13 protein-coding genes are annotated in these 18351 nt (G+C 50.7%); 7 read left to right on the plus strand and 6 right to left on the minus strand.

Annotation, left to right across the window (positions count from 1 at the left end):
* The first annotated feature begins 236 nt into the window (after window positions 1-236).
* The 3 genes from J7619_RS04745 to J7619_RS04755 are packed head-to-tail and all read left to right on the plus strand — an operon-like array spanning window position 237 to window position 3558.
* A complete protein-coding gene (locus J7619_RS04745) occupies window positions 237-2477 on the plus strand; it encodes an FUSC family membrane protein (protein WP_291194794.1) in 2241 nt (746 codons plus the stop codon).
* Window position 2478: 1 nt separating this feature from the next.
* Window positions 2479-2688: a YwbE family protein gene (locus J7619_RS04750; RefSeq protein ID WP_291194797.1), complete on the plus strand. Its 210-nt coding sequence runs from the start codon at window positions 2479-2481 to the stop codon at window positions 2686-2688.
* Between the two features lie 9 nt (window positions 2689-2697).
* Window positions 2698-3558 (plus strand): DMT family transporter, encoded by an 861-nt coding sequence (locus J7619_RS04755; protein ID WP_291194800.1) that lies wholly within the window; start codon window positions 2698-2700, stop codon window positions 3556-3558.
* A 2-nt stretch (window positions 3559-3560) separates the two neighbouring features.
* Here the strand turns inward: J7619_RS04755 and J7619_RS04760 are convergent, their stop codons facing one another.
* The 3 genes from J7619_RS04760 to J7619_RS04770 form a co-directional block, all read right to left on the minus strand.
* A complete protein-coding gene (locus J7619_RS04760) occupies window positions 3561-5990 on the minus strand; it encodes a PAS domain S-box protein (RefSeq protein ID WP_291194803.1) in 2430 nt (809 codons plus the stop codon).
* A 52-nt stretch (window positions 5991-6042) separates the two neighbouring features.
* On the minus strand, window positions 6043-6492 hold the full coding sequence (locus J7619_RS04765) for a response regulator (RefSeq protein ID WP_291194806.1): 450 nt from the start codon (window positions 6490-6492) through the stop codon (window positions 6043-6045).
* 137 nt (window positions 6493-6629) lie between these two features.
* Complete coding sequence (locus J7619_RS04770; protein ID WP_291194809.1) at window positions 6630-9095, minus strand: outer membrane beta-barrel family protein; 2466 nt, start codon at window positions 9093-9095, stop codon at window positions 6630-6632.
* Window positions 9096-9259: 164 nt separating this feature from the next.
* Here J7619_RS04770 and J7619_RS04775 point away from each other — a divergent pair, with 164 nt between their 5' ends.
* The 4 genes from J7619_RS04775 (at window position 9260) to J7619_RS04790 (ending at window position 13185) form a co-directional block, all read left to right on the plus strand.
* The gene (locus tag J7619_RS04775; protein ID WP_291194812.1) at window positions 9260-10588 is read left to right on the plus strand and encodes an MATE family efflux transporter; all 1329 of its coding nucleotides are present in this window, start codon (window positions 9260-9262) and stop codon (window positions 10586-10588) included.
* Between the two features lie 110 nt (window positions 10589-10698).
* Entirely contained in the window at window positions 10699-12324 is a 1626-nt protein-coding gene (locus J7619_RS04780) for an NADP-dependent glyceraldehyde-3-phosphate dehydrogenase (RefSeq protein ID WP_291194815.1), read from the plus strand.
* Window positions 12325-12466: 142 nt separating this feature from the next.
* Window positions 12467-12958, plus strand: coding sequence for a DUF6934 family protein (locus tag J7619_RS04785; RefSeq protein ID WP_291194817.1), 492 nt, complete (start codon window positions 12467-12469; stop codon window positions 12956-12958).
* A 38-nt stretch (window positions 12959-12996) separates the two neighbouring features.
* Window positions 12997-13185 (plus strand): hypothetical protein, encoded by a 189-nt coding sequence (locus J7619_RS04790; RefSeq protein ID WP_291194820.1) that lies wholly within the window; start codon window positions 12997-12999, stop codon window positions 13183-13185.
* A 63-nt stretch (window positions 13186-13248) separates the two neighbouring features.
* On the opposite strand, the gene J7619_RS04795 is transcribed toward J7619_RS04790, so the two are convergent.
* The 3 genes from J7619_RS04795 to J7619_RS04805 all read right to left on the minus strand — a co-directional run bounded on the left by J7619_RS04795 (window position 13249) and on the right by J7619_RS04805 (window position 18349).
* Entirely contained in the window at window positions 13249-13971 is a 723-nt protein-coding gene (locus J7619_RS04795) for a thioredoxin domain-containing protein (protein WP_291194823.1), read from the minus strand.
* 58 nt (window positions 13972-14029) lie between these two features.
* Window positions 14030-15853, minus strand: a complete 1824-nt coding sequence (locus J7619_RS04800; RefSeq protein ID WP_291194826.1) for a sulfatase-like hydrolase/transferase — start codon at window positions 15851-15853, stop codon at window positions 14030-14032.
* 186 nt (window positions 15854-16039) lie between these two features.
* A complete protein-coding gene (locus J7619_RS04805; RefSeq protein WP_291194829.1) occupies window positions 16040-18349 on the minus strand; it encodes an arylsulfatase in 2310 nt (769 codons plus the stop codon).
* Window positions 18350-18351: the final 2 nt, after the last annotated feature.

Below are 18351 nucleotides of genomic sequence, written 5' to 3' on the forward strand. Positions count from 1 at the left end.
TTTGGTTGAAGTAGCATTGGAAATAGAACTATAACGGGATCGTGATGGTTCGTAAATTACGGGGAGATTCCAAATTTTCTCCGGTTCCTTTCTCCTAATCCCTTCCAAATATACAAAAAACGGCCCAGGCCGGACGAATAAGCGCCTCGGGGCAGCCATTAAATTTTGGTACGCCTTTTGTTGGGTTGCGAAATTTAAAATAGTAGTATTGCAATAACACACCGTGATCCGATTCCATGAATTACCTCGACGAGTTCAAAAAGTTTATTTCCAGCCATTACCTGTCGACCGGTGTACGTCTAACCCTGGGAACGATCATCCCCAGCCTTATTTTTCATCATTACGGCATATTAAGCGAGTGGATCGCCTTTCCGCTGGGCACGCTGCTGATCGGCGGCACCGATAATCCGGGGCCCTATCACAGGCGGCGCAATGCCTTGCTCGTTGCGATCGCAACCTGCTTCATCGTGGCGTGCGTCACGGGGTACCTGCGGCATTTTCATTTCATTATATTTCTTGAAATCATCGTATTCGGGATGTTTTTCTCGCTGGTCGGCGTATATGGCAACCGCGTGAACAGCATCGGGCTTATTTCGTTGCTGGTTTTTGTATTTAATATTGATGACCACCTTAGCGGCGACATGGTGCTCAGGACGGCTGCGATATTTTCGGCGGGCGGGATCTGGTATTTTATACTCTTTATGGTTCTGCAAAAACTACTTCCCTACAAGCTTATTCAACAGCTTTTGGGCGAAAATTTTGTGGAGCTGGGGAAACTGCTTTCTATTAAAGCGGACTACTATTTCGCCAATCCCGATTACGACGAACTCTTCAACCGGATGGTCCACCAGCAGGTGATCCTCCGCGAAAACCATGAAAACCTCCGCGAGATCCTGTTCAAAACGCGGGAGATCGTAACAGAATCGACGACCAAGAGCCGGATACTGATGCTGATGTTCCTCGACAGCATTGATCTCTTCGAAAGGATACTCAACTCGCAGCAAAACTACGCCAACCTGCACCGCGCATTTGACCACACCAAGGTACTGCGGCTGTTTGGCACCTACATTACCTGGCTTGCAGCGGAAATACAGCAGATCGGCCTGGCGGTACAGAGCGGTTACGCCTCCCACCCGCGCCACGACCTCGACGAGGCATTCAACAAATGCCAGCGGGCATTCGAACGCATGCGCGAGCATAAGATGAACCACGACAACATGGAGGATTTCATCATGCTCCGGCAAATCCTCAACAGCTTGCAGGACGTTACCGAGCGCGTGAAAAAGCTGCATCGCGCTACCAAGTATGAAGCGGACGTGAGCAACGACTACAAACTGACCGTCGAAGCAGAAGATTTCACGCCGAAGCAGGATTACCACCCGCGCATTCTCCTCGATAACCTTTCACTGAAATCGAGCCATTTCCGGCACGCGGTTCGGGTAACGCTCGGGTTGCTGGCAGGTTATACTGCTTCCCTGTTTTTTGATGTCGGGCATGGTTACTGGATCTTGCTGACCATCGCTGTGATCCTGAAACCCGCTTTCAGCATTACCAAACAACGCAATATCCACCGGATCGGCGGCACCATACTGGGCGTTGTCATCGGGTTTCTGCTGCTGTACCTGATCGAAGAAAGCACGCCGTTGTTCATCCTGATGATGGTTTCGATGATACTGGCATACAGTTTCCTGAAAATCAATTACTTTGTTGCATCTACCAGCATTACATTATATGTGATCCTATCTTTTCACTTCCTTAATCCGCAGCATGTGACCAATGTTTTGCAGGACCGGGTAGTCGATACCGTGATCGGCTCGCTGATTGCCTACGTTATTTCCTCCTATGTCCTGCCCGTTTGGGAGCATTCGCAGATCAAGCAGTATATGAAAGAAGCGCTGGATGCTAACCGGAAGTATTTTGATATCGTAGCGGCCAAATTCACCGGTAAGCAACTGGATATAAACGAATTGAAGCTATTGAGAAAGAATGCGATCATCGCGATGGCCAACCTTTCGGATAATTTTCAAAAAATGCTGTCCGAACCGAAACGCCAGCAGTTGAATATGGAGGAATACCATCAGTTCGTCGCGACGAGTCACATGCTCACTTCCTACATCGCCTCGCTTTCGACCTATGCGCAGACCTTGGAATACCTGGAATTTTCGGTAGAATTTGAAATGATGATCCGGCAGATCGACCGGCAAATGCAAGCCGCCACGGACATTATCGATGGGAAAACCAGCAACAGCCTTGAAATCGTGCGGGAATCGCTGCCACAGAACCAGCGCCTGGTTGAACTGCTTGCCGATCGCAAAAAGCAAATCAAGGAGTTGGGCATCGAAAAGGCGGACCAGTCCCCGGTACGTAAAATGCTGTCCGATTTGAAGACGGTCAACGGGCTATTCGAGCTCATCAGCACGATTTCGATCGACGAAATCAAGATTTTACAAAAAATAAAAACCGCGAAAGCGGCCTAGCATGTCGTCATTATCAGGAACCGAAAGAAAGAATATCGCCCCCGGGCTCGCAGTTTCCATTGTACTCAAAAAAGACCAGCGAAGCGGCAAACTGACGCCAGGCATTGTGAAGGACATCCTTACCAAAGCTCCCGTCCACACGCACGGCATCAAAGTGCGCCTGGAATCGGGCGAGATCGGACGTGTAAAGGTTATTGAAAGCGAAGACTAGCCCTGGTTTATGTCAAATCCCCGCATTAACCTGATGATCGGTATCATCAGCATCAGCATTTTTCCGGTGCTGGTGAAATGGGCGCCGGTGTCGGGCGTTACTTCCGCGTTTTACAGAATGTTGCTTGGGCTGCTGTTTTTGCTGCCATATGTACTGTTTCGCAGGAAATTTACGCTACCCATCGGTACACTCTGGCTTCCGATTGTACTCTGCGGGGTCATTTTTGCCAGCGATATTGCCGTCTGGAATCTGTCGATTCATTATTCCAATGCTACTCAGGCCACATTGCTCACCAATCTCTCGCCTGTGTGGGTGGGCGTGGGCACATTCCTGTTTCTGCCCGATAAACCCGGTCCTCGCTTCTGGTTGGGCACACTCGTTGCACTTATTGGAATGATCGTTCTAATTGGTATCGAGACATTCACTACCATGAAACTCGATTTGGGGTTTGCGCTGGCAATGCTTTCAGGGGTACTGTACGCGTCCTACATCCTGATCAGCAAAACGGTGCTGAACAAGATCGACATCGTCAGTTTCATGACCATCAGCATGGCCGTTTCGAGTAGCTATCTTTTTGTAATATGCCTCATTTTTAATCAGCCTGTCTCCGGTTTCGATGCCACCATTTGGACCGTTTTTGTGGTGCAAGGCCTGGTTTGCCAACTGATCGGCTGGTTAACCATCAACTCGGCGATGAAGCAAATGGACGCTAAAAGCGTTTCGCTCAGCCTTTTAAGCCAGGCCGTGGTGACGGGGATTTTTGCCTGGCTGTTTATCGGAGAAAAAATAACCGCCCGGATGATCGCCGGCGGCATCGTCATTCTGATCGGCATTGCTATTACTTACACCGGCCGCAAAAAAACCGCCTGAGATCAGGATTCCACAGGCAAATAGATGATAAATGTCGATCCGACGCCCGGCTTCCCTACTGCGTCGATCAGTCCTTTATGGTTTTCCACGATTTTCTTGCAGATCGCCAGACCAATACCGGTACCTTCATAAGTCGAGCGGTTGTGTAGCCTTTGGAATACCTGGAAAATACGGTCCTTGTACTGGGGATCGAAACCGATGCCGTTATCGGCAAACGAAATGTACTGATATAAGCAGCTCGCGTCGGCCCCGGCAAGCGGGATGGCGGCACCCGGTACTTCTCCGGAACGGATTTCAATAACCGGACTTCTCCCCGGACCGATAAATTTGAGCGCATTCGCAATCAGGTTCATAAACAGCTGCTCGAATTGGTACGTAATCACCTCCCGAACAGGCAGGACGTCACTTTTGATGACGGCATTTTCAGCTTGAATGACATCGGCAAGCTGTTCTTTCACACTTTGCAATACCTGATTCAGATCGGTGTTTTCCAGGTGTTTTTCAGCGACATTGGCGCGGGAAAAAGCCAGCAGGTCGACGATCAGCTGTTGCATACGTGTAGAAGAGGCCTGCATCCTGTTGAAATAATCCTTGCCTCGTTCGGAAAGATTGTCCCTTTCCGTTTCAAGAATACGCGTTGCGAATGTCTGGATCTTCCGGAGCGGCTCCTGCAAATCGTGGCTCGCTACATACGCGAACTGCGCGAGCTCCATATTCGTGCGCACGAGCTCATTGTTGGCCACCAGCAATTGCTGGGTCCGCTCTTGTACTTTTGTTTCGAGCCGATCGATAAACAGCCGGCTATCATGAATATCCAGGCTCGTTCCTACCCACATTTCGATTGTCCCTTCGGCATCGCGTTGCGGAATGGCGCGGCATTGGTACCACCGGTATTCGCCGTCTGCCCGTTTAAGCCGGTGTTCAAACAGGTATTCAGTCCCCTCCGTGATCGATTCGATCCATAGTCCTACACTTTCGGCCAGGTCGTCGGGATGCACCAGAGGCAGCCAGCCTTCCCTTTCTATTTCCTCCACCGAAAAACCGGAATAATCGAGGAGCGACCGGTTGAAATAGGTAATATATCCTTGCGCATCGGCCGTCCATACAAACTGCGGCATCGAGTCCGCGAGCGTCCTGAATTTCCCCTCACTGGTTTTCAGCGCAAGCTCCGCCTCCTTACGGTCGGTAATGTCCATCATCGTCCCGAGCATCCGCTGCGGCACATGCCCTTCACCGAAAAACACTTTTCCCTGCGTCCGCACCCAGTGAACCGACTGATCGCGATGGATAACCCGCGCCTCGTAATAGTAAACACCGGTCTCAAGAGCTGTTTGAAAGGCCTTTTCGACGATCGTGTGCCTGTCTTCGGGATGGATCATGTCCCGCATTTCACGGTGGGTAAGGACAGCGTCTTCGTCATAACCCAGAATAACGGCCATTCTCCCCGAATAAATAATTTCCTTGGTCCGGATGTTCAGATCCCAGGTACCGAGGCGCGTTCCGTCGGTCGCGAGCGAAAGCCGGTCCGCAGTCTCGGCGAACTGCTGGCGCAAAGTTACCTTGTCTGTCACGTCGTTCACCGACGCCATAATGCCGGATACGCTACCGTCCATTTCGAATATGGGCGCATACTGAAAATCGAGGTAATGCTTTTTCAAGCCGCCAGGACCATCGACGTACGCTACCGCTTCATTTTCCCGATAGATTTCAGCACTGTGATATACTTCATCTAAAAGTGTCAGGAATTTCTGGCCTTTCAATTCCGGAAAAACATCCACGAGTTTTTTCCCTTCGACCTCGTCGAGCCTGCGTCGCCAGATATTGAGCATACTTTCATTGGCAATGCTGATCACGAATTCAGGACCTTTGAGTATGGCTTTCGCGAACTGCGATTGTGTAACGAGGTTCCTGAACTGGTTTTCGCTGCGTTGTAAGGCCTGTTTGGACAAAACCTGCTGCGTAACCTCCGTGGCGACGACCATAATGCCCGATGCATGCTCAGGGTCTTCTTCAAAAAGCGGCTGGTACACAAAGTTGAAATAGCAAAGCTCCGGCTGACCGAAACGGCGGATCGTTACTTCGAATTCGTTGCCGTGGTAAGCAATGCCTGTTCGCAAAACACGGAACAGGATCGGCTCCACATATTCACGCACTTCCGGCAGTCCCGTAAAAAGCGATTTCCCGACCAACTCATCCTCCGTTCGGTCGACAATGTTCAGATAAGCATCATTCGCCATTTCCACCACAAAATCCTCCCCACGCAGGATGGCCATTCCCACAGGCGCCTGCTTCACCGTGTTCCAGAACTTAGTTTCGTTCGCTGACGCGTAGTCCGCAGACGCAGAGCCCTCGACATCCCCAAGATTCACCTGTCTGGGGCGATCGTCATTGATTGCAGAAGTATGCTGATTGAGTTGTTTCGACTTGTCCACCTGTTTTCACGAAGAATATATTTTCAAAAATAGGTGGACAAGTCATGAGAAGTCAATATTGATAATAGAAGTTTTCTGGCGCAGGTGTCCAGCTATGCTTGGTCCAGTCGATATCCAGGATCTGTTTGATAGCCTGTTTCAACTTGGGAAACGACCCGGGCTTGCGAATGAAGAAATTGGCGCCTTTTTCATGCACCTTCCGTACCATTTCCTCTTGTCCGGTGGTGGAAAAAATCACGACTGGTATGTGCGCCCAGGCTTTGGTCTGCCGGATCAGGTCCAGGCATTCAAAACCGTTTTTGCGGGGCATATTCAAATCCAGAAAAATGACATCCGGCGGAGGCGGTACGGCTTTTTCCATCAAATCGATCAACTCCACCCCGTCGCTGGCTGTCAACAACTCGGTCGAAGTGCTTACTTCCCTGAGCGCGTCCTCAAACAGCAGGCAATCATCCTCATCGTCGTCGGCCAGGAAAATAGATTTATTTGGTTTTGTGCTCATAACCTGAATTTAAGTATTCATGAAATAACATCGACGTTGCTCATACATTCAACCTAAACGAGGTACGGTAGCAATCAATTCCATTGTAAGGGTATACAAGGTAGAAAATAAAAACCGTATAATAAATTTAATTTGCATTAAAAGTCGCCTTCCAGACTCTCTTTTGGTTTCTTTTTGGCCTGGTGTAAACGGTAATTTAAAGTGAGGTTAATCTGTCGTAAACGTCCCTGCGAAGTGTTGCGGGTATAGAAGTTGGCCCCTTCGGTGATCGAGCGGTATTTTCGGGAATTGAAAACGTCGACTACCGTAAGCGTCAGCGTACCATTCCCCCTCAGAATATCCCTCGTTGCCGCCAGATCGAGCGTTGCCAATGCTTTTCTGCGGCCTTGCGGGGTTTGCTGCGGTGCTTCGTAGTTGCCTCTCAGCTGCACATCCGTATTTTTCCAGAGTGTAAACCGCGACATCGTCCGGACAAACCAGCTGTAAGTATCGCTCTTAAAATCTTCGTCCACACCGGTCCCGTCGGTAATCGCGCGGAAGAAGTTGGCACTTCCGTCGAGCTTCCACCATGGATATGGATTGAATGAACCTGCAAATTCAGCCCCGTAGGCATCTTCCGTTCCGAGGTTTTCTGGACGAGTGTAGGAGCTTCCGTCGTCCTGTACGGTGCGAATGCTGATGATCTTGCCATTCGTATGACGGTAATAGATCGACGATGTCAGCGAGCCTTTGTTGAAGTATTTGACATGACCGAACTCGAATGCATTGGTAAACTCCGGATTCAGGTCGGGGTTACCACTCCAGTAGTTGCGATTGTCGCTGTACGTCGCAAACGGGCTGAGATCATTGTATTGCGGCCTGCGGACGCGACGGCTATAACTCAGCTGAAAAGCGTTCTGTTTGGCAAAGTCATAGGTAACATGCACGCTCGGGAAGAGATTGGCGTATTTACGGGCATTCACTTCGTTGGTGTTTTTTAATGTGGTGGTAACCCCGGTCCATTCGGCGCGGACACCACCCTGATAAGAAAACTTACCGGTTTTGTTGCCGATCATACCGTACAATGCATTGATATTCTCTTCATACAAAAAGTCGTTAGTGAGACCGGGCAATGTAACCCAGCCGCCGTCACTGTTCTGCTGTGTCACGGTGTAGTCATTGGTCATATCCCGCGAACTGCTCCGCCCCCCTGCCTCGATCTTCCCGTCCTTCCCGAAAGGGTGTACATAATCGGCCTGGAACAGCAGCTGCTTTTCCGTTTCGTAGTTCACGGCGCGTTGCAACAGTGGCGGAATCCCCGACGGGCTGCCGTCCGGCTTATATACATTCTCGTGGTAATACTGGTCCGAATCCTCCCAGTTGTCGAGGTAGCGGACATCTGCCGTAAACTCCTGCCCTTTGCGGTTGAATGTGCGCTTGTAAGTCAGTGCGTACTCCGAGTTCGGCTCTGTTTCGGTTTCATCCTGCGTCCGGTGTGTGTAGCTCGTCATATTATTGAGGTTCGACAGGTAATCGCGGTAATTGAGTGTCGAAAACCGCTTACCCTTGCTCGTACGCCACGTGTACGCGCCTGTGAGGACGTTTTTGGAATTGAAATAATAATCGATACCGCCCCGCGCGCTGTTGGCCATGCCTTTCAGGTTGCTTTTCATGTCGCGCTCCATGATGAAGGTGGAATCGTTGCGATAAAGCTCCTGGTACACATAGTTTTTACCCGGCGTGTTCCGGTATGACATGGTGTAATTGATAAAGAAATTGAGGTTTTTCCTCCTGTAATTCACATTGGCCGCACCACCAAAGTTGGTAGGATGCCCGGTGATAATATCGAACGAACCGTTAATGCCCTCTTTCCGCTCTTTTTTCAAAACAATGTTGATCACGCCGCCCATCCCTTCGGCCTCGTACCGTGCCGATGGATTGGTGATGATCTCCACGCGCTCGATCATGCTGCCCTGCAACTGTGCCAGTCCGCTCGCGCCTTTAATGCTGACCAGCCCCGAAGGCTTTCCGTCTATGAGGATGCGCACATTGCCGCTGCCCCTCAGGCTGACGTTCCCTTCAACGTCCACGGCGACGGAAGGGACATTGGTAAGGATATCCACCGCGGTACCACCTGCATTCGCCAGATCTTTCCCAACGTTGAATATCTTTTTATCAAGCGATAATTCCATCGAACTTTTCTCTGCCTGCACCGTCACCTCATCGAGCGTTTGGGTCGAAGCCGCCACTTTGATCGAGCCCAGGTCGAGCGGAGAATTGGCTGCACTCACTTTTATATTAGCAGTATAATTCGGCTTGTAACCTATAAACTCAGACAATGCATAATAGGTACCTGCGGAGATGTCGACGATGAACCCGCCCGTCTCGTCGGTGATCGCGCCGGAGACAAACGAGCTGTCTGCCGTTTTGAATAGCCGGATGCTCGCATAACCCAGAGGCGCATTGCTCGCGCCATCGATAATCTTGCCTGTAACCTTCAATTTCCCATTATTCTGCGCCAGGGCGGGCGTCATTCCCAACATCCCGAGAATCAATGCAAACCCCACCAAACCAAGCGATTTCCGTTGACGAAACCCCTTCTTCAAACTGCTTTTGATAGCCATTATCCTGTTGTAGTATTTTCTCAAATCCTTTTAAAAATTGCTACCCATACAAACCGGTTTACCTTCCCGTTTTACTCTACCGTAATGATATATTAAAATGAAGATTCTGAGCCTCCGTCGGTTTTTTGTACCTTTGCAGTCTTTTTGCAGATCCACACAAAGCCATGAAACACGAAGCATCACAAACTTTAAGATTAGCATTCCCCATTATCATCGGTGAGCTGGCACAAATGGCCCTCCACCTGATCGACAGCGCCATGGTCGGCGCTATCAGCTACAAACAACTGGCCGCGGCCGCCCTCGTCATCAACGCAATGAACATACCTTTCGTGATCGGGATCGGGATGACGATCTCCGTTTCGCAAATGGTATCGCTGGCCAACGGCCGCCGCGACGCGCAGCAGGTTTCGCATTATCTGTTCAATGGATTTTGCCTTTGTACCCTCACCGCGCTGGCCATTTCCATCACATTGCTTTTTGGGAAAGATTACCTGCATAACCTGGGCCAGGACCCCGAAGTGGTGGAGCTCGCCATCCCGTTCATGCGGCTTATGGGCCTTTCCATTATCCCAATGCTGCTTTTCATGACTTTGAAGCAGTTTGCCGACGGATTGGAACACACACGCACGGCGATGATCTTTTCCCTGGCCGGTATGCCCGTCAACATCCTGCTCAACTGGCTGCTCATTTACGGAAACTGGGGCTTCCCGCGTCTGGAACTCGAAGGCGCAGGCTGGGCCACGCTCATTACCCGCAGCATGATGTTCCTCGCATTATTGTTTGTGATTTTAAGGCACAAAACTTTTGAAAAATACATTGCCGTAAGCCGTAATCAATGGTATTTCAAAGGACAAACCTGGCGTGAATTGCTGCATATCGGTGTGCCGAGCAGTTTGCAGATCGGCATGGAAGCCGGCGCATTCGCGGTGTCGGGCATCATCATCGGTACGTTGGGTGCGGTGGCGCAAGCCGCGCACCAGATCGCGCTCAGCAGCGCTTCGTTCACATTTATGGTGTCAATGGGCCTCGCGCAGGCGGGCTCCATACGCGTGAGCAACGCGCTCGGGCGCAACGACTGGGCGAAGATTTTTGTAATCGGCAAAAGCACGCTCGTAACCGCGTTGATCTATGGCACATTCTGTGCGATCAGTTTCGGGGTATTACGCAACCATTTGCCGCTCGCATTCAACGACAACGCCGAGGTTGTCGGGCTGGCCGCTTTATTGCTCCTTTTCGCGGCTGTTTTCCAGATTTCGGACGCCACGCAGGCTATCGGCGCCGGTTTATTGAGGGGTATTAAGGATGTAAAAACACCTACAATTCTGATCGGGATTGCCTATTGGGTGATCGGTATCCCCGTTGGCTACACGCTTGCTTTCCATTTCGGAATGGGTGCTTCGGGCATGTGGCTGGGGCTGATCCTGGGCTTGACGATGGCGTCGATTTTCCTGATGACCCGCTTTTTCAAAATGACAAGAAGAAATCAGGTTTAGATAAAACTTCGTCAAAATCCGACTTGTTGATAAGGATATAATTGCGAAACTTCGTCATTAATCCAAGTGCGCTTTTTTTAATCAATTCTTATCCACAAAAATCTGATTCAATGGATTTCAATTCCAAGTTAAGGAACATCTTTGTTGAAGAAAAGGACATTCCTGCAGAGTACAGCCTGCCATCCCTGATCCACCAGCGCGAGTACCTCTGCAATGGCGAAATGAAGGCCTGGGACGGCCCGTTCCATGAAGTTTTCTCACCTATTGCCGTACAAACGGCTAACGGTCTCGAACGCAAGCTGATCGGCAGCTATCCTTTGTGTACCGCTACCGAAGCATCGGAAGCATTGGAAGCAGCCGTTACCGCCTACAACAGCGGCCGCGGCGAATGGCCCACGATGGGCGTAGCCGAACGCATTCACTGCGTCGAGCAATTCACAGGCCGGATGATCGAGAAGAAGGACATCATCGTCAAGCTCATCATGTGGGAAATCGGTAAATCATTTGCCGACTCCGTTAAAGAATTCGATCGTACCGTTGAATACATATATGCAACTATCGACTCTCTCAAAAACCTGGATCGCGATTCCTCCGGTTTCGACATCGTCGACGGCATTGCGGCACAGGTAAGGCGTTCTCCGCTGGGTGTGGTGCTTTGCATGGGGCCATTCAACTACCCGCTCAACGAAACATTCACTACCTTGATCCCGGCACTGATCATGGGTAATACGTTGCTGTTCAAACCTCCGAAATTCGGCACGCTGCTGCATTACCCATTGCAGGAAGCGTTCCGCGATTGTTTTCCAAAAGGCGTTGTCAATGTGATCTACGGCCGTGGTAATGCCATTGTTCCGGGTCTGATGCAGTCGGGCAAAATCAACGTCCTCACTTTGATCGGTTCCAGCAAAGTGGCAAACGAATTGAAGAAATCGCACCCGAAAGTGAACCGTCTGCGAGCGGTGCTTGGCCTGGATGCGAAGAATGCCGCGATCGTTACGCCCGAGGCCGATCTCGACCTTGCGGTGAAGGAAATCATCACCGGATCGTTGTCGTTTAATGGACAGCGTTGTACCGCATTGAAAATCATATGGGTACACCGTACTGTTGCCGATGCGTTCCTCGAAAAATTCAGCGCAGCGGTTGGAGAGCTCAAATTCGGAATGCCGTGGGAAAATGGAGTAGCCCTTACGCCGCTCCCCGAAACCAATAAAATCGAATACCTCAACGACTGCATTGCCGACGCGGAAGCGCATGGTGCGAAAGTGGTGAACGAAAACGGCGGCAAATCGGAAGGTTCCTTCTTCTACCCCGCCGTTGTTTACCCGGTAAACAGCAAAATGAAACTTTACCACGAAGAGCAATTCGGCCCGATCGTGCCGGTGGTGCCGTTCGACGACCTCGAAGAAACCATCGAGTTCCTCATCGATTCGACCCACGGACAGCAGGTAAGTATTTTCAGCAACAATGCCGACGAAGTAGCCTCGCTGATCGACCCGCTGGTAAACCAGGTAAGCCGTGTGAACATTAACACCCAATGCCAGCGTGGCCCGGATGTGTTCCCGTTCACTGGCCGCAAAGACAGCGCCGAAGGAACCCTTTCCGTCCCCGACGCCATTCGTGCTTTCTCGATCCGCTCGCTCGTGGCCTTCAAAATGAACGCCGCCAACAAGCAGCTGATCAACGAAATCGTGCATGAGGATACTTCTAACTTTTTGAGTACGAAGTTTATATTCTAGGTTTTTTGCATTCATTTCAATGCAAGTCGCCCATTCAGAAAGCTGGATGGGCGTTTTTTGTGCCGGAGGATCATTGGTGATGAAAGTGAGGATAGGAGGTTTGTAGAAGTGTGCTTTGGGTTTATTTACGCACGCTATTAATATGAACAAAGACACTTATCCATTCTATCGGGCCGAAGACAATTCATTGTATTTTTTCATCAGCAAGGGCATTCATGGCAATATTCAAAAAGTTGTTTCGATCAACAAAATTCCCGACAGCTCGGACTATCCTTCGGAGTCAGCATACAATCTCGGGTTCGGCGATGTCGTGGCCGCTTACGATGGTTGGACTCTTGACGACAGCCCCAGGAGCGGGAATGGTGATATGCCAAAAGTTATTGCGACCGTTGCCAGAATAGCAATGGAGTTTTTAAGGGAACATCCTGAATCGCTACTCTCGTTGGAGGGATATATGGACGAAAAATCCACTATGCAAGGTAAAAATCAGCGTAATGTTCTCTACCAAAGAGCAATTAACTCGAACTGGTTACAATTATCGGCTGAATTTCGATTCTGGGGAGTCAAGTCAGGAGAAATCGCAGATTATATCGTTGGCAATCAGTATGACAAAATACTGGTCGGCTGCAAATAATTGTTTAACTTTAATACTATCACGCGATAATTATGAGCATGGAAAAACACACAACCCAAGAGCATGAAGCTATGTTAGAAGAGCTTCTCAAGGACAAGGAGAGAATCTATGAAGCAATTAGAAATTCGCCCTTCCTGAAAAAGAAGAATGAAAAAGCAGCGGAAGACTTTGCAAAGCTGCAACGTCCATTCCCTTGGGAAAAAGCAAAATCAGAAACTGATTCTTGAATCGTATATGCAAAAGGCAACCGGCAACCACAGCAAAAGGTTGCCGATTGTAATCTTTTTCCCTCACAAATTCGCTTCCGCCAGCACCCTTTCAATCTCCCCCTTCGGTGTAACGCCACTCTTCTTCCAAACCACCTGGCTACCGCGATACAGAATCAAAGTAGGCAATGCCGTCACGCCCAGCTCTTTGGTAAGCGCCTTGTTTTCATAGGCCTCGATGTTGATCACTTTCACGGAGCTGGCCTGTTCATGCTTGATAGAATCCACAATAGGGGCCAGTTTTTTGCAGGAGCCGCAATAGCGCGAGCCGAAATCCACAAGCACCAGTTTATCGGATTTCAGGGACGCCTGGTAGTCACTCAGCGAAAGGCCGGGACCCACCGTGGAAATGACCGGTTTACCCAGGCCAATCCATTTGCTCAATCCGCCCGGGAGTTCGGTCACGTCGCTGAAACCATTGTCACGGAGGTCCGTTGCCAGCTTACCGCTACGGCCGTTGGCGATGGAGTAAATGAAGGTCGGTTTGCTTTTGTCGAGTTTAGCGATGGCCTTGGAGAAATCGGCTTCGTTGGCGACGCTGAAACTGGTGGCGCCTTCGAGATGGTTCTGCGCATACTCTTCCGGCAGACGGGCGTCGAGGATCTGGGCATTTTTGCCTGCCTTGGACAACCGTGCTTCAAATTCCTCGAATGAAACGAGGTCGCGTTTGGGGGCGGTCTGTGCATTCAGTGCGGTATGGGCAAAAAGCAACCATACCAGTGCGAACAACGGTCTGAAAGTTTTCATTGAAACTGGGTTTAAAAGTGATTACTGCTTTCGGTGGTTGGCCTTGGCTATCGACTTTTTACTTTGAGTTCTTGTAGTTTTGGAGCAGCACCTTGGCTGCCCGAATGTCATAATCGAACATTTCAGCCTTCTGCTCCGAAATCTTTTCCGCACCGGGAATCGCCGGCGCAGCGTCTTTTCCCGTCAGGTCCAGGACATTCAGAGCTTGCAGACGGGCGTAAGGGTTATCGCTTTTCAATGCGTCGGTTAACGTAGTGATGGCGCCCGGCTTGTCCGTGCCTGTTACATAAAGCGCCTCCGCCGCGGCAATGCGCACCGCCACTTCCGGGTCTTTCAATGCCTTTTGCAATGCAACTTTACCCGACGAAGCTTTTAGTACGGTGAGGCCCGTGGCTGCCCAGTAGCGCACGGATGCGTCGGCATCGCCCAATGCGTTGATCAGCGCTTGCGTGTGAGCAGGATTCCGGGATGAAGCCAGGTCCGCTATCGCGGTAATCTTCGCCAAATCATACCTGCCACTTCGTGCATAGTCATACAAAGGCGTCGTTTTAGCAATCTCGTAAATGATCGCTTCCGGAATAAAGCCGACATCCTTATAGTTCTTAATCCATTGTTCGTTGGCATTTCGCAACCTCACAAGCTCCTTCTTGTATTTCGGATCGCCGGCAAGGTTATGGATGTTATGCGGGTCGGCGTCGACATCGAATAGCTCCTCAGCGGGCTTCTCTTCCCAGAATTTGGATTGCACTGCATTGAGTTTTCCGGCCTTGTACAAATCCTCCCATGATTTCACCGAAGGCGCCCGCCAGAGGTATTCCAGGTATTGACCGTAAATTTTGTTGGGTAGATAATTCCGGATGTAACGAAACTGCTTGTCCCGCACCGAACGCGACATATCGATCCGCTCATCCATCCTTCCCCTGAAACCGAATGCATACAGTGGCTCCGGCTTCTGCTGTTTACCCAGAAACGCCCCTCCCTGCATGTAATCAGGCACTTTAATATCAGCAAGACTTAGGACCGTCGGCGCAAAGTCCAGGAAAGTAACCAGCCTGTCGGACACGCTGCCTTGCTTTTGACTGGCCAGGTGCGCATACTTCGGCGGCAAATGGACGATCAGCGGCACATGTAAGCCCGATTCGTACATAAACCGCTTGCTGCGTGCCAGCACGCCGCCATTATCGGCATAGTAAAACACGATCGTGTTCTCAGCCAGCCCTTCGTCCTTCAATTCCTGCAACAGCTTTCCAAATTGCCGGTCCATTTCTTCCAGCTTGTCATAATACTGCGCCCAGTCATGCTTCAATTCGGGCGTTGCGGGATGATAGGGCGGCAATGGGACCTTTTCAGGGTCATGTTTCAATGCAGGCAGCGGCTCGTGCAGTGAGCTTTCGTGCGAAACATTCAGGTTAAATACAGCAAAAAACGGCTGGCCCGGCTTCCTGTTCTTGTATGTCGCCTTGTTGCTCGATTCATCCCAGGCGTCCAGCTGGTCCGGCGTATTGTAATCCTTTTTGGCATTGTTGGTCGTGTAGTAACCGGCCTCACGCAGGTATTTCGGGAAAAACTTCACGAACGCGGGCGACGGGTACGTGCTCCGCATATGCTCGGTCCCCAGCGAAGGCGGGTACATGCCTGTGATGAGCGTATTACGCGAGGGCGCACACACGGGAGCGGTCGAGAAGGCATTTTTGTAACGGATGCTCCCGGTCGCGAATTGGTCCAGGTTGGGCGTCGTCGCGAATTTATCACCATAGCTACCGAGCAGAATGGTATTGTCCTCGCTCACGATCCAGAGGATGTTCGGGCGGTCCTGCGCGATGGCCGGGCGTAATGCGATGGCTAGTATCACCAGAAGGATTTTGCGGGTCAGTTTGTGCATTTGCATTGTTGTTACATCGCTACGCGATTTTTCGAAAACATTGGCATTGTTCTTTTTCCTACCAATGTTACGTCGCTACGCGACTTAGTCAAATCAAATGCCGTCAGGCATGTAATATTGGTAGTATGGTATTGTTACACACCACTTCGCAAATGCCGTCAGGCATGTAACAACAAATCAAAACCCTTATTTCGCGCCCAAAACCGCCTGCTGCGTGGGTGCGAGGTCGATGGTGACCTTGTTGATTTTACCAGTAAATGCAAAAGGCACTTTATAAGTATCCCCTACCGGTGTGAGGTCATCGAAACCGACATTCACACCCTCGTGCAAATACAGCGCATCCGAAGTTTTGGCCAATGTGCCCTCTCCTACCTTCGCATTATTGACATACAAAGTCACCACACCGCCGCCATTCTGGTCGTACTGGACGCTGGCTTTCAGTTCCACTTTCCCTGCCGGCAAAGTTGCATTGGAAGAGCTTACCACATATTTGTTGCCGTCACCCACCGCGTAAACGAATTGCAAGCGCTGATTTTGAATAAAAAAGCTCAATCCGCCTGCCGCGCCACCCCTCGACAGCAGCACACCCTCCGTTTCCACACCCGATAGCACCGCATCCGCCACGATCGAGAACGAACGTTTCAATGCAAACGGGCTGGCCACGTCGATAATCGTCGATTGACCCGGGTAAAGCACCACTTTATCCACATTATTATACGCAGTAGGTAATGTAAATGGCTCGGTACCATCCTTCAACGGGTACACATTGTATTTCACAGCCTCACTATCGAACAATGCTTTCAGTTCCTTCAATTTCGCCGGATTGGAAGCTGCGAGGTCGTTGGTTTCGTTGAAATCTTCATTCAGGTTGTAAAGCTCCCATTGATCTTTTTCAAAATCCTGACCCTTCACGTGCAGGGAACCGGCCTTCCAACCATCCTTATAAATAGAGCGGGAACCACGGATTTCGTAATACTGAACCGTATGGCGGCTTTTGGCACCAGCGTCATTAAGGCTGTATGCGAGGCTCGTTCCCTCGATCGGGTCTTGCTTGATACCATTCAGAACAACCGGAGCCTTAATATTCAGCAGTTCCAAAGTAGTGGGTAAAATGTCCGAAACATGGCCATACTGGTTGCGGATGCCGCCTTTCTCCTTGATACCTTTGGGATAGAAAACGATGAGCGGGTTGTGCGTACCGCCTTCCGAGTTCGCGTCCTGCTTCCAATGGCGGAACGGTACATTGGTAGCAGCCGCCCAGCCGAGCGGGTAATTCACCTTTGAAAACTCGGTGCCAATCAGGTCTATCTGCTCGATATTCTTTTTCAAACGCTCCACTTCCGAAATACCAGTCCCGAAATTATTAACTGTACCTACGAAAGTTCCTTCCTTACTCGCACCATTATCACCCACCGAAACGATGACGATTGTATTATCCAGTTCACCGGCTTCTCGAATATGGTTGATAACCCTTCCGAGCTCATGATCCGTATATTCCAGAAAACCCGCATAAGTTTCCATAAACCGCGCATAAAGCTTTTTCTCGTCGGCGCCCAGTGAGTTCCATTCTTTCACACCCGGATTGCGCGGCGGGACTTTGGCAGTCTTGGGAATAACCCCCAACCTGATCTGATTCGCCAGAACCTGCTCGCGATAAGCATCCCAGCCCGCATCGAACTTGCCTTTGTATTTATCCGACCATTCCCTGGCCACCTGATGCGGCGCATGCCCCGCCCCGGTTGCGACGTACAGGAAAAACGGCTTGTCCGGGTTACCCGATTTCTGGCTCGCCAGGTAACTGATGGCGCGGTCGGCGATCAGCTCATTGAAATGCTTGCCATCTTGCCGGTCCGGTTCGCGGTGCGTACCTTCCCAGAGCTCGGGATGCCACTGGTCGATGCTACCGCGTGACGGGAACCCATAAAATTGCTCGAAGCCACGCCCCGTCGGCCAGCGGTTGAACGGGCCGGCCGGCGTGAGGTCGGCCAGCGGGGTAATGTGCCATTTGCCCAATGCAAATGTATTGTATCCGTTATCTTTCAGGATTTCGGCAATGGTGCCTTTCTCAAACGGGATGAGCGCGTCATAACCCGGCGTACCAATGGCGGTTTCAGGGAAAAGCCCCATGTGCGCCGGATGCTGGTTGCGCCCCGTGAGCAGGGATGCGCGCGTGGGTGCGCAAATCGCCGTCGTATGGAAGTTGGTATAACGCAACCCATTGTTAGCCAGACTATCCAGCGTAGGCGTATGGATCAACCCGCCGAAAGTACTGATCGCACCGTAACCAATGTCGTCCAGCAAAATCCAGACGACGTTGGGCGAGCCTTTCGCCGCCTTCTTCTTCTCCGGCCATGACTCCTGCGTTTCAGCTACTGTTTTACCAATTTTACCCTGGTAAGCAGGCGTCGGCGCATATTGCGCTTGCAGACCGCTCGCAGCCAGCACAGCCAGTGCACCGAGCGATAATCTATTCCATGGACGATATATTTTCTTCATAA

Source organism: Dyadobacter sp., assembly GCF_017744695.1.
Classification (GTDB): domain Bacteria; phylum Bacteroidota; class Bacteroidia; order Cytophagales; family Spirosomataceae; genus Dyadobacter.

What these genes read in the sequence shown, in the direction of transcription:
- J7619_RS04745 (WP_291194794.1), top strand. Translation starts at nt 237, where the DNA reads ATGAATTACCTCGACGAGTTCAAAAAGTTTATTTCCAGCCATTACCTG.
- J7619_RS04770 (WP_291194809.1), bottom strand. Translation starts at nt 9,095, where the DNA reads ATGGCTATCAAAAGCAGTTTGAAGAAGGGGTTTCGTCAACGGAAATCG.
- J7619_RS04800 (WP_291194826.1), bottom strand. Translation starts at nt 15,853, where the DNA reads ATGCACAAACTGACCCGCAAAATCCTTCTGGTGATACTAGCCATCGCA.
- J7619_RS04805 (WP_291194829.1), bottom strand. Translation starts at nt 18,349, where the DNA reads ATGAAGAAAATATATCGTCCATGGAATAGATTATCGCTCGGTGCACTG.
- J7619_RS04785 (WP_291194817.1), top strand. Translation starts at nt 12,467, where the DNA reads ATGAACAAAGACACTTATCCATTCTATCGGGCCGAAGACAATTCATTG.
- J7619_RS04750 (WP_291194797.1), top strand. Translation starts at nt 2,479, where the DNA reads ATGTCGTCATTATCAGGAACCGAAAGAAAGAATATCGCCCCCGGGCTC.
- J7619_RS04790 (WP_291194820.1), top strand. Translation starts at nt 12,997, where the DNA reads ATGGAAAAACACACAACCCAAGAGCATGAAGCTATGTTAGAAGAGCTT.
- J7619_RS04755 (WP_291194800.1), top strand. Translation starts at nt 2,698, where the DNA reads ATGTCAAATCCCCGCATTAACCTGATGATCGGTATCATCAGCATCAGC.
- J7619_RS04775 (WP_291194812.1), top strand. Translation starts at nt 9,260, where the DNA reads ATGAAACACGAAGCATCACAAACTTTAAGATTAGCATTCCCCATTATC.
- J7619_RS04795 (WP_291194823.1), bottom strand. Translation starts at nt 13,971, where the DNA reads ATGAAAACTTTCAGACCGTTGTTCGCACTGGTATGGTTGCTTTTTGCC.
- J7619_RS04765 (WP_291194806.1), bottom strand. Translation starts at nt 6,492, where the DNA reads ATGAGCACAAAACCAAATAAATCTATTTTCCTGGCCGACGACGATGAG.
- J7619_RS04780 (WP_291194815.1), top strand. Translation starts at nt 10,699, where the DNA reads ATGGATTTCAATTCCAAGTTAAGGAACATCTTTGTTGAAGAAAAGGAC.